This is a genomic window from Rhodoferax sp. (genome assembly GCF_030646845.1).
Taxonomy (GTDB): Bacteria; Pseudomonadota; Gammaproteobacteria; order Burkholderiales; family Burkholderiaceae_C; genus Rhodoferax.
On sequence record NZ_JAUSLE010000018.1, the window covers coordinates 1 to 11,107 of the forward strand.

The 11,107-nt window shown below is 59.4% G+C and carries 17 protein-coding genes; 13 read left to right on the top strand and 4 right to left on the bottom strand.

The genetic code is table 11. From position 1 onward, the window contains the following. From rplV to Q7T10_RS04845, 6 genes are all read left to right on the top strand, one after another. Positions 1-301, top strand: a 301-nt coding sequence (rplV, locus tag Q7T10_RS04820) for a 50S ribosomal protein L22 (protein ID WP_304746520.1), incomplete at its 5' end; no start/stop codon positions are given. Positions 302-317: 16 nt separating this feature from the next. Further along, positions 318-1,217, top strand: a complete 900-nt coding sequence (gene rpsC, locus Q7T10_RS04825; RefSeq protein ID WP_304746522.1) for a 30S ribosomal protein S3 — start codon at positions 318-320, stop codon at positions 1,215-1,217. Between the two features lie 2 nt (positions 1,218-1,219). Beyond that, entirely contained in the window at positions 1,220-1,636 is a 417-nt protein-coding gene (gene rplP / locus Q7T10_RS04830; RefSeq protein ID WP_011466051.1) for a 50S ribosomal protein L16, read from the top strand. A 15-nt stretch (positions 1,637-1,651) separates the two neighbouring features. Further along, a complete protein-coding gene (gene rpmC, locus Q7T10_RS04835; protein ID WP_304746527.1) occupies positions 1,652-1,858 on the top strand; it encodes a 50S ribosomal protein L29 in 207 nt (68 codons plus the stop codon). 10 nt (positions 1,859-1,868) lie between these two features. Continuing rightward, the gene (gene rpsQ / locus Q7T10_RS04840) at positions 1,869-2,138 is read left to right on the top strand and encodes a 30S ribosomal protein S17 (RefSeq protein WP_304746529.1); all 270 of its coding nucleotides are present in this window, start codon (positions 1,869-1,871) and stop codon (positions 2,136-2,138) included. Positions 2,139-2,235: 97 nt separating this feature from the next. Then, a complete protein-coding gene (locus Q7T10_RS04845) occupies positions 2,236-2,742 on the top strand; it encodes a peroxiredoxin (RefSeq protein WP_304746531.1) in 507 nt (168 codons plus the stop codon). A 48-nt stretch (positions 2,743-2,790) separates the two neighbouring features. Here Q7T10_RS04845 and Q7T10_RS04850 read toward each other — a convergent pair whose 3' ends face one another. Next, a complete protein-coding gene (locus Q7T10_RS04850; protein ID WP_370653729.1) occupies positions 2,791-3,231 on the bottom strand; it encodes a GNAT family N-acetyltransferase in 441 nt (146 codons plus the stop codon). A gap of 99 nt (positions 3,232-3,330) precedes the next feature. Further along, the gene (locus Q7T10_RS04855; RefSeq protein WP_304746535.1) at positions 3,331-3,996 is read right to left on the bottom strand and encodes a cytochrome b/b6 domain-containing protein; all 666 of its coding nucleotides are present in this window, start codon (positions 3,994-3,996) and stop codon (positions 3,331-3,333) included. Between the two features lie 33 nt (positions 3,997-4,029). Between Q7T10_RS04855 and Q7T10_RS04860 the strand changes: the two genes are divergently transcribed. Beyond that, entirely contained in the window at positions 4,030-4,644 is a 615-nt protein-coding gene (locus Q7T10_RS04860) for a cytochrome c (protein WP_370653728.1), read from the top strand. A 31-nt stretch (positions 4,645-4,675) separates the two neighbouring features. Here the strand turns inward: Q7T10_RS04860 and Q7T10_RS04865 are convergent, their stop codons facing one another. Continuing rightward, positions 4,676-5,173, bottom strand: coding sequence for a TlpA disulfide reductase family protein (locus Q7T10_RS04865; protein ID WP_304746537.1), 498 nt, complete (start codon positions 5,171-5,173; stop codon positions 4,676-4,678). Between the two features lie 15 nt (positions 5,174-5,188). Here Q7T10_RS04865 and Q7T10_RS04870 point away from each other — a divergent pair, with 15 nt between their 5' ends. The 6 genes from Q7T10_RS04870 to ptsP all read left to right on the top strand — a co-directional run bounded on the left by Q7T10_RS04870 (position 5,189) and on the right by ptsP (position 10,258). Next, complete coding sequence (locus Q7T10_RS04870; protein ID WP_304746539.1) at positions 5,189-5,893, top strand: DUF4197 domain-containing protein; 705 nt, start codon at positions 5,189-5,191, stop codon at positions 5,891-5,893. Between the two features lie 59 nt (positions 5,894-5,952). Next, a complete protein-coding gene (locus Q7T10_RS04875) occupies positions 5,953-6,474 on the top strand; it encodes a hypothetical protein (protein ID WP_304746541.1) in 522 nt (173 codons plus the stop codon). Further along, positions 6,471-7,706, top strand: a complete 1,236-nt coding sequence (locus Q7T10_RS04880) for an MFS transporter (RefSeq protein ID WP_304746543.1) — start codon at positions 6,471-6,473, stop codon at positions 7,704-7,706. Before Q7T10_RS04875 ends, Q7T10_RS04880 begins: the two co-directional genes overlap by 4 nt. A gap of 4 nt (positions 7,707-7,710) precedes the next feature. Continuing rightward, positions 7,711-8,157 (top strand): PTS sugar transporter subunit IIA, encoded by a 447-nt coding sequence (locus Q7T10_RS04885; RefSeq protein ID WP_304746545.1) that lies wholly within the window; start codon positions 7,711-7,713, stop codon positions 8,155-8,157. After that, the gene (locus Q7T10_RS04890; RefSeq protein WP_304746547.1) at positions 8,126-8,395 is read left to right on the top strand and encodes an HPr family phosphocarrier protein; all 270 of its coding nucleotides are present in this window, start codon (positions 8,126-8,128) and stop codon (positions 8,393-8,395) included. Before Q7T10_RS04885 ends, Q7T10_RS04890 begins: the two co-directional genes overlap by 32 nt. An 87-nt stretch (positions 8,396-8,482) precedes the next feature. Beyond that, positions 8,483-10,258, top strand: a complete 1,776-nt coding sequence (ptsP, locus tag Q7T10_RS04895) for a phosphoenolpyruvate--protein phosphotransferase (protein ID WP_304746549.1) — start codon at positions 8,483-8,485, stop codon at positions 10,256-10,258. Positions 10,259-10,310: 52 nt separating this feature from the next. Here ptsP and Q7T10_RS04900 read toward each other — a convergent pair whose 3' ends face one another. Beyond that, the gene (locus Q7T10_RS04900) at positions 10,311-11,036 is read right to left on the bottom strand and encodes an LrgB family protein (protein ID WP_304746551.1); all 726 of its coding nucleotides are present in this window, start codon (positions 11,034-11,036) and stop codon (positions 10,311-10,313) included. Between the last annotated feature and the right edge of the window lie 71 nt (positions 11,037-11,107).

Here is an 11,107-nt window from a genome sequence, read left to right on the forward strand (position 1 = left end):
TCGTTTGTCGGTCGATAAAGGCCGTTTGGTCGCGGACCTGATCCGCGGCAAGAAAGTGGATCAAGCCCTGAATATTTTGCAGTTCACGCAGAAAAAAGCTGCTGTGATCATCAAGAAGGTTCTGGAGTCCGCCATTGCCAACGCTGAGCATAATGACGGTGCCGATATCGACGAATTGAAGGTGAAAACCATCTACGTTGAGCAAGGTGCTTCGCTCAAGCGCTTCACGGCCCGCGCTAAAGGTCGCGGCAACCAAATCAGAAAACCCACGTGCCATGTGTACGTGACGGTTGGTAACTGAAAGAGGCCAGGAAGATATGGGACAAAAAATCCACCCAACCGGCTTTCGCCTGTCGGTCAGCCGCAACTGGGCCTCTCGCTGGTACGCCAATGACCGCGATTTCGCGGGTATGCTGGCTGAAGACATCAAGGTGCGCGAGTACCTGAAAGCCAAACTGAAGAATGCGTCGGTGTCACGCGTTTTGATCGAGCGTCCGGCCAAGAATGCCCGTATCACGATTTTCTCGGCACGTCCGGGCGTTGTGATCGGCAAAAAAGGCGAAGACATCGAGAACTTGAAACGTGAGCTGGGCCGTCAACTGGGCGTGCCGGTGGCTGTCAACATTGAAGAAGTGCGCAAGCCCGAGATCGATGCCAAACTGATTGCCGACAGCATCACGCAGCAGCTTGAGAAGCGCATCATGTTCCGTCGGGCCATGAAGCGCGCCATGCAAAACGCCATGCGTCTGGGTGCCCTGGGCATCAAGATCATGTCGTCGGGTCGCCTGAACGGTATTGAAATTGCGCGTTGTGAGTGGTATCGCGAAGGTCGCGTTCCGCTTCACACCTTGCGTGCCGATATCGATTACGGTACTTCTGAAGCCAAAACGACCTACGGCATTATTGGTGTCAAGGTCTGGGTCTACAAGGGTGACACGCTGGGTCGTAATGACCTGCCGGCCGCTGTTGAGCCCCGTGCTGAAGAAGAGCGCCGCCCACGTGGCCCACGTCGCGATGATCGCGGTGGTGCCCGCCCCGGAGCTGACCGTCCCGCACCTCGCGGTGCGCGTCGTCCCCCCATGGGTGGTAACACTGCGCCTGCCGATGGCAGCGACAAGCCTGCTGAGGCCATTGGTGCCGATGCAAATAAACCCGCCGTTAAGCGCGTCCGCAAGGTAGCCGCGCCAGCTGCAGCAGCTGACGGCAAAGGAGAATAATTATGTTGCAACCAGCTCGTCGCAAATATCGCAAAGAGCAAAAGGGCCGTAACACCGGCATTGCGACTCGAGGCAGCTCGGTCGCGTTTGGTGATTTCGGTCTGAAGTGTATTGACCGTGGCCGTCTGACAGCCCGTCAGATTGAAGCCGCGCGTCGTGCGATTTCCCGCCACGTCAAACGGGGCGGTCGTATCTGGATTCGCGTGTTCCCTGACAAGCCGATTTCCCAAAAGCCCGCTGAAGTGCGTATGGGTAACGGCAAAGGCAACCCTGAGTACTACGTGGCTGAAATTCAGCCGGGTAAGATCGTTTTTGAAATCGTGGGGGTGCCTGAAGAGTTGGCTCGTGAGGCGTTTCGTTTGGCTGCCGCCAAGCTGCCTTTGCGGACCACTTTTGTGGCGCGCATGATTGGCCAGTAATCAGGAGAACACGATATGAAAACTACTGAACTACGCCAAAAAGACGTTGCCGGCCTGCAAGCTGAAGTCAAAGAGCTGCAAAAAGCCCACTTTGGCCTGCGCATGCAGAAAGCCACGCAACAACTCAACAACACCGCTACGCTGCGCTCTACGCGCCGCGATATTGCTCGCGCCAAGACCATTCTTGTCGAGAAGCAAAGCGCTGAAAAATCCGCCAAATAAGGAGCTATAAATGACGGAAGCTAAAAAATCCCTCAAGCGTACTCTGACTGGCAAGGTGGTCAGCGACAAGCGTGAAAAGACTGTGACCGTGCTGATTGAGCGTCGTGTGAAGCACGAGCTCTACGGCAAGATCGTTGGTAAATCCAGCAAGTACCACGCCCATGACGAAAAGGGTGAGTACAAGCTGGGTGACATCATCGAAATCACCGAAAGCAGGCCCATTTCGAAAACCAAGAATTGGGTTGCGACCCGCTTGGTTCAGAAGGCGGCTGCGGTTTAAACCTTTGCAGTCTTCCGACTGCAGGTTTCGCAAAAACGGCTCACAATGTGAGCCGTTCTCATTTGTGAATTCAAACTAACCATCTCAGGAGCATTCGATGATTAAAGTAGGCGATCAACTTCCCGCAACCACTTTGATGGAGTTCTCGGAGGTAGAGGGAGGCGGCTGCAGCATCGGGCCCAATCCGGTGGATGTCGTGAAGGCCAGCGCAGGGAAGACTGTTGCATTGTTTGCACTGCCGGGCGCCTTTACGCCAACATGCTCGGCCAAACATGTGCCTGGCTACATTCAAAAGGTTGACGAACTGAAGGCCGCCGGCGTAGACGAAATCTGGTGTGTCAGTGTGAACGATGCTTTTGTCATGGGCGCCTGGGCGCGGGACCAGAAGTCGAACGGCAAGGTTCGAATGCTCGCCGATGGCGATGCCACTTTCACCAAGGCGACCGGCTTGACGCTGGACCTGACGGGCAAAGGAATGGGCCTGCGCAGCAACCGTTATTCCATGCTGGTGAAGGATGGGAAAGTGGTTTCCCTGAACATCGAAGCGCCAGGCAAATTTGAAGTCAGTGACGCGGCCACGCTGCTTGCGCAAGCCAAAGGCTGAAGGCTTCGTTGACTCGCTCCCATCGTCACGACATGGTCGTGGCGATGGCTACAAATCGACCTTGAGGTAGTGCGCCCCTGCAATGGGGTTGTGGTAGTAGGGGGGAATGTCCTGGAAGCCCAGGTCCTGATAGAGAGCCCGGGCACTTTCCATCTCATCCAGCGTGTCGAGTAACACACAGGCGTAGCCAGCCAGGCGGGCACAGTCCAGAATCGCTTCGACCAACTGACGGCCGACGCCACTGCGCCGGAAACGCTGGCGCACATAGAGTCGCTTCATCTCGCAGGCGTTGGGGTAGTCTGTCGCATCCAGTGGGCGCAGGGCGCAGCAACCGGCCAGCTCGTCGTCCACCAGCGCCATCAGCAATGCGCCGCGCGGCTGGGCGTATTCCCCAGGGAGATGAGCCAGTTCCTCCTCAAACCCCTGAAAACACAGGTCGATCTGGAGGCTGTCAGCGTATTCACGAAAAATACCCCTCAAGGCAAGCATCTCCTCCGAGGTGTTTGGCGTGATGAAGCGGATCGATGGGGTTTTCACTGTAGGACGTTCACGGGATCAGAACCCGACTCCATCGCCATTCTATTGAATTCATCCTGCCAGGCTGATCAGCCAGGCGACCAGCGCCACACAGCCCAGAAACACGGCGGCGGCCAGCGTCCGGGAGCGGACGTCGTCCCGGGAACTCTCTGTCGCGATCAAGACCTCCTTGTCCCCCTGAATCATGGGGCGAACAAGATTCTCGCCCTTGCGGAAAAGGTAGAAGAGAATCGCGCCAATGTGGAGCGCAATCAGACCAATGAGGATCAGTTTGCCAACGTTCGTGTGATAGAAAGTTGCGTCGTTGACAATCGCACTGGACACAAATTGCACGAAAGGACCGGCCGTTGCAATTTCGTCATCGCTGATGAGTCCGCTAGCTACCTGCAGTAGAAGAAATGCCAGCAGCGCCAGGACTGAAGCAGCCCCCAGCGGGTTGTGCCCAATGGAATGCCCGGGCTGCCCCTGGCCCTTGAGGTAGCGATAGACCGTCACGGGTGAATAGACAAAGGAGGCAAAGCGGGACCATCGCCCGCCCACGACGCCCCAGACAATGCGAAACAACAGCAGGCTGAGCACGGTGTAGCCGCTGCGGAAATGCCATGCCATGGCCTCTCCGCCGATCTGGGCGGTCGTGACAGAGGCCACAATGCAGACGACCAAGGCCCAATGAAAGACCCGGGTGGGCAAGTCCCATACTCTGACTTTGGTGGACATACATCGACTCCTTGATGCTGCTACTGGAACCCGTTGACCAACCGCGAACGATGCCAAGCCCGTATTGTGCGTGGATCCGATGCTCCGTGCAGCCGATTGGTAGTTTCCCTAGGTCGACCGGTTGGGCAGAACTTTCAAACCACCATGACACTCATAGCGCTCGTCAGACCCACTCAACCCAACGCAGGAAAAGCCATGAAGAAAATCGCCTCGTTTCTTTTTGCAGCCGCCGCAGTGTCGCTTGCAACGCCGGCATCGGCCCAGTTCGCCAAGCCCGAAGATGCAATCAAGTATCGGAAAAATGCTCTATTTGTGATGCAGCAGAATTTTGCCCGTTTGGGGGCCATGGCGGCTGGCAAAGCGTCATTCGATGCGAAAGTAGCGGCTGAAAGCGCCGCGGTCGCCGAATTCATGTCGAAACTGCCATGGGCCGCTTTTGGCGAGGGCACTGATAAAGGGGATACGCGCGCCAAACCAGAGATATGGAAAGAGTCAGTCAAGTTCAAGGAATACGCCGACAAGATGCAGTCGGAAATGTCCAAACTCGCAGCCGCATCAAAGACCGGTAACCTGGATGACATCAAGACGGCCGTCAGCGCCACCGGCGGCTCATGCAAGACGTGCCACGACGCCTATCGCAAGGATTAACCTCTCCATTGCCTAGCCTGAGGCTGAGGTGTCACACCTCCGCCAGCAGCCGTTCAATCAAAAGATGAAGTTCCGCAAAGTCGGGCTCGCCAACATAGCGTTTGACGATCTCGCCACGTTTGTTCACGAGATACGTGGTGGGGGTCAGCTTGACGTCCCCCCAGGCCTTGGCCACTTCGCCAGTGTTGTCGATGGCGACACTGAATGGCAGCTTACGGGTCTGGGCAAAATTGACGACATAGCTGGGCGGGTCGTAACTCATGGCGACCGCGATCGTGTCGAATCCCCTCGATTTGTATTTCTCGTAGGTTGAAATGATTTTGGGCATCTCGGCGACGCAGGTGGTGCAACTGGTTGCCCAAAAGTTCACCAGGGTCACATGGCCCTTCATCTGAGACGTATCCTTCTTGGAGCCATCCAGCATCACAAAAGAAGATTGAGGTGCCGTAGACGCACCGGAGCTCAGGTAGATTCCCAAACTGATTGCCAAGACCAGCACTGCTGCGGCAAGATACCAACTTCGTTTCATTTGACAGGTGCTTCCATGGATCGTCGACAGTTTAATTCCATTCCGGTGCCCCTGCTGGCGGCGGTCATCCTGCTCGCGCAACAACGGGCGCATGCCCTTTCAATTGACGACCTGAGCAATGCCGAGGCATCTCAGGGCCTCAAGATGGCGCTTGAAAAGGGCGCTCTCGCTGCGGTGAGCTTATTGGGGAAGACGGATGGATTCCTTGGAAACGACAAAGTTCGCATTCCTTTGCCGGGCTATCTGGAAGATGCCTCCAAATTGCTGAGGGCCTTTGGGCAAGGCGGCCGCATTGATGAACTGGTGATCGCCATGAATCGTGCTGCCGAGGCGGCCGTTCCCATGGCGAAGGACTTGCTGGTCGGTGCTGTCAGGTCCATGAACGTGACCGACGCCAAGAAAATCCTGGTCGGCGGGGACACCTCCGTGACTTCCTTCTTCACCGAGAAAACGCGCTCACCGCTCAGCGTCAAGTTCCTGCCGGTGGTGACCAAGGCGACCGCGAAAGTCGGTTTGGCCGAAAAATACAACCAGGTGGCCGGCAGGGTCGCCGACCTGGGTCTCGTCAAAAAGGAAGACGCCAACATTCAACAGTACGTCACAGGCAAATCGCTCGACGGCCTGTATTTCATGATCGGCGAAGAAGAAAAGAAGATTCGTAAGGATCCGGTCGGGACGGGAAGCGCCGTGCTAAAGAAGGTGTTTGGCGCGCTGAACTAGGCAAGCATCGGTCCTCTGCGCTTCATACTGCGCCTGGCGCCACCACGGATAATCGGCGCATGCGTTATTACCTGCTTGCGGCACTCTCGGCCAGTTTTCTGGCTCTTCAGGGGTGCAGTCCGACCTTGAACTGGCGTGATGTGCGCACCGATCAAACGCCTTTGACCGCCCTGTTTCCCTGCAAGCCAGATCAGGTTGTGCGCACGGTTTCCCTGGGGGCGAAAGACGTGGCGATGACGATGTTGGGGTGCGATGCCGGTGACGCCACGTTTACCGTGACTTACGCCGACATGAGAGACGCCGCCAACCCGGGCGCGGCGCTTGACCAATGGAAGCGGACGACCTTGGGCAACATGCGGGTCGGGTCGGCGAGCGAGTTGCCCTTCCCGATCAAGGGTGCCAGCGTCTCGCCGCAACCTGTGCGCGTAGAGGTGCGTGGCGTCCGCCCGGACGGGACCGCAGTCGCCATGCACGCCGTCTGGTTTGCGTCTGGCACGCAGGTATTCCAGGCGGCTGTGCACGCGGACTCGGTCAGTGCTGCTGTGGCCGAGAGCTTTTTTGCCGGACTCCGACTTCAATGAATATCCTGCCCAAGCGCACCGCCATCGTGGTCTTTCTGGCGTTCGCATTCGCCTACTTTTTTTCGGCCCTGATTCGCGCCATCACTGCCACCCTGTCGCCGACGCTTACCCAGGAGTTTTCGCTCACTGCAAGTGACCTTGGTCTGTTGGCCGGAGGCTACTTTCTGGGTTTTTCGGCCACCCAGCTGCCCTTGGGTACATGGCTGGACCGGCACGGGCCGAAAAAGGTCATCCTCTATTTCCTGGCGGTCGCCGTGTTGGGATGTGTCGCCTTTTCGTTTGCCACAAGTTTCTCCGGCCTGCTGGCTGCACGGATATTGTGTGGTGTGGGGGTCAGCGCCTGTCTGATGGCGCCGCTGACGGGCTATCGCCGCTGGTTTCATGCGACAAGCCAGATGCGTGCGAACTCATGGATGCTGATGACCGGTTCACTCGGTATGGTGGCTTCCACCCTGCCGGTCCAATGGTTGATGCCCATCGTGGGCTGGCGCATGCTTTTCTGGGGTCTGGCTGTACTGGTGCTGGTGGCCATGGCACTGATTGCCTGGCAGGTGCCCAAATGGGAGGTCTCGCCGGTCTCGGCGCCTGGCGCGGGGGGCGCCCCGGCCAGCTATGCTGAGGTCTGGAAGCATCCGTATTTCCGCAAGATGGCCCCCATCGGGTTTTTTTGCTACGGTGGACTGGTCGCCATGCAGACGCTGTGGGCCACGCCCTGGATGATCAAGGTGGCCGGCTATAGCCCACTGGAGGCCGCCAAGGGCTTGTTCTGGATCAATGTGGCGATGCTGTGCACTTTCTGGGCCTGGGGCATGGTCAACCCGTGGCTGGCCCGGCGTGGCTTCCACGCAGATCGCCTGATTGCGCGTGGCCTGCCTTCGAGCTTCCTGTTGCTTGCTATCATTATAATAGCTGGTGACACCCTTTCTGCGTGGGCTGGTGCCCTTTGGGCCTTGTATTGCATGAGCTGCACGTTTGTTTCTCTGGCACAACCGGCGGTGGGCATGGCGTTTGCACCAGCACTCGCCGGACGTGCGCTTTCGGCCTATAACCTGGTGATATTTGCCGGCGTCTTTGCCGTTCAATGGGGAATTGGGCTGGCCGTGGATGCTTTCAAGCGGCTGGGGCTGACAGAGATACAGTCCTTCCAGTCTGCGATGGGCGTGTTCTTGTTGTGCTCAGTGGCGTCCTATGTCTACTTCCTGGTTGCGAAAAGCCATAATCCGTCAAGCTGAACCAATGAACAACGCAATCCTCATCATCGCCCATGCACCGCTGGCCAGCGCGTTGCGCCAGTGCGTGCTTCATGTGTTTCCCGATGGTGCCGCGGGGTTGGCAGCGTTTGATGTGCAGCCCAATGTGCCGCCGGAAGAAACACTGGCGGGTGCCACGCAGGCATTGGCTCTGCTCAACGCGCAGCAGACCCTGGTGTTGACCGACGTGTTTGGTGCGACGCCCTGCAACGTGGCACAGAAACTGGTTGACGGTGTGGATTCGAAATTGATAGCCGGGGTCAATCTGCCCATGCTGTTGCGCATAGTCACCTACCGTCGTGAATCGCTGGATGCGCTGGTTGCGCGGGCCTTGGCCGGTGGCACACAGGGCGTCATGCAGGTGGCGACGACGGCGCCCCAGAATCAGGTAAGAAAGAAAAATGATCAAAGCAACTACGACCATCAACAATAAGTTGGGCCTGCATGCCCGTGCCTCGGCCAAACTCACCAAGCTGGCGGGCAGCTACCCCTGTGAGGTCTGGATGGCGAAGGGCGAGCGCCGCGTCAACGCCAAGAGCATCATGGGTGTCATGATGCTGGCAGCCGGCATGGGCAGCACCGTTGACATTGAGACCAGCGGCGAGCGCGAGCAGGAAGCGATGGATGCCCTGCTGGCCCTGATCGCCGACAAATTCGGCGAGGGTGAGTAGCGTGGCCCCCCCGCTTGCCAATGCGTGTGTTGCGCTGCCCCCCGAGGGGGTTGGCCTTGCTTGGGGCGGCCCGGCGCTGCGGCTGGTATGACCTTCGCCATCCACGGTCTTGCAGTCGCCCGCGGCATCGCCATCGGGCGCGCCGTGCTGGTGGCATCCAGTCGCGTGGATGTGGCGCACTATTTCATTGAGGCCTCCCAGGTGGATGCCGAGATTGGCCGGATCCGCGCCGGGCGCAATTCAGTGGTGGACGAGATTCAGCGTCTGCAGACCAGCGTTGCGCACATGGGCTCCAAGGAGGCGCCGCATGAGTTGAGCGCTTTGCTCGACGTTCACCTGATGTTGTTGCAGGATGAAGAACTCATTGGCGGCGTCACGCGCTGGATCTCGGATCGCCTGTACAACGCCGAATGGGCGCTGACGACGCAGCTGGAAGTGATCGGACGGCAGTTCGACGAAATGGAGGACGAGTACCTGCGCGAGCGCAAGGCCGATCTTGAGCAACTGGTTGAAAAAGTGCTGCGCGTCATGAAGGGCATGGCCTCACCCGTCGTGCCGCCAACGAACCGCGCTGTACGCAAGACGTCCCAGCAGGACCTGTTGCTTGACGATACCGTGGATGTGCCGCTGATCCTCATTGCGCACGACCTGTCACCAGCCGATATGCTGCAGTTCAAGCAGAGCGTGTTTGCAGGCTTCATCACCGATGTCGGTGGCAAAACCTCACACACCGCCATCGTCGCGCGCAGTCTCGACATTCCGGCGGTGGTCGGCGCGCGCCTGAGCAGCCAGTTGGTGCGGCAGGACGACTGGGTCATCATCGACGGTGATGCCGGAGTGGTCGTGGTGGACCCGTCCCCCATTATTCTGGCGGAGTATGGTTTCAAGCAGCGCCAGCATGAACTCGATCGCGGGCGCCTTGCCCGATTACTGCACACGCCCGCCGTCACGCTGGACGGTCAGAAGATCGAGTTGCTGGCCAACATCGAGATGCCGGAAGACGCGCTGAGCGCCATCAAGGCCGGCGCGGTCGGTGTGGGTCTGTTTCGCAGCGAGTTTCTGTTCATGGGCCGCCAGGGCAAGCTGCCCAACGAAGAAGAGCAGTACCAGGCCTACCGGCGCGCCATCGAAGGCATGCAGGGTTTGCCAGTCACGATTCGCACGGTCGATGTTGGTGCTGACAAGCCGCTGGACAGCTCACTGCAGGACGAAGCGCACCTGAACCCGGCCCTCGGTTTGCGTGCCATTCGCTGGAGCCTCGCTGACCCGGCCATGTTCCTGACCCAGTTGCGCGCGATCCTGCGTGCCGCCGCTCACGGCCAGGCGAATCTGCTGATCCCAATGCTGGTTCATGCCAGTGAAATTCGCCACACGATGGCCCTGATTGATCGTGCCCGTGTGGAACTTGACAACCGTGGCGTTGCCTACGGCCCGGTCAAGATCGGCGCCATGATCGAGATTCCTGCGGCGGCTCTCACGCTCAAGGTGTTCCTGAAGTATTTTGATTTCCTGTCCATCGGCACCAATGACCTGATCCAGTACACGCTGGCGATCGACCGGGCCGATGAGTCGGTGGCGCATTTGTACGACCCGCTGCATCCGGCCGTGCTGCGGCTGGTCGCACTCACCATTGCCGAGTGCCATGCCCAGGGCAAGCATGTGAGCGTGTGTGGCGAGATGGCGGGCGACACCAGCCTGACCCGTTTGCTGCTGGGCATGGGGCTGCGCAGTTTCTCCATGCACCCGGCACAAATTCTGGCGGTCAAGCAGGAGGTGCTGCGCGCCGATGTGGCCAAGTTGACGGGGTGGGCCCAGCAGGTGATGGCCGATGACGAGCCGGGCCTGCGGATGGTCAAGCACTAGCGTCAGCCTGGCGCGGTCCTGGCCTTTGGGGTCGGGGCAAGTCGAGCGGGCTTCAGAGCAGCCGGAAGACCAGCGGTATCAGCAACGAGGCCAGCACCACCTGTACGCCCAGCGCCAGTCCGGCATAGGCGCCGGCATCGGCGTTCACCTGCAGTGCCCGGGCCGCGCCGATGCCGTGTGCGGCGGTTCCCAGGGCGAAGCCGCGTGCCATCCAGCCGGGTGGGTCGGTTGGAATTTTCATCGCGTCGAACAGGTATTTGCCACTCAGGGCACCCACCATGCCGGTAATCACGGCAAACACGGCCGCCAGCGCCGGAATACCGCCGATCTTGTCGGCAATGCCCATGGCCACCGGCGCAGTGACCGATTTGGGCGCGAGCGACAACACCACGTCGGCAGGCAGATCAAGGGCCCAGCCGAGGGCCAGCGCCGACCCGCTCGCCGCCGCGCCTCCTGCCAGGGCCGCAAGCAGCAAGGCACGCCAGCGCAGGCGCAACTCGGCGCGGCGCTCCCACAGTGGCCAGGCCAGCGCCACCACGGCCGGGCCCAGTAAAAAATGAATGAACTGCGCGCCGGCAAAGTAGCTCGGATAGGACACCCCGGTGGCCAGCAGACCGCAGGCCAGGACGATGACCGACCACAGCACCGGGTTCGCCCAGGGTGCCTGTCCGGCGCGAAAGTAGGCGGCATGGGCCAGCACGTACACCAGCAAGGTCGCGGTCAGGCCGAAGAGCGGCGTTGCCGACAGATAGACCCAGAGCTGGACAAAATCAGACATCGGCATCCTTTGCAGGCGGGCTGGCCGCGTCAAGGGGCTGGCGGCCCTGCAGCAGGTGCAGGCTCAGCACC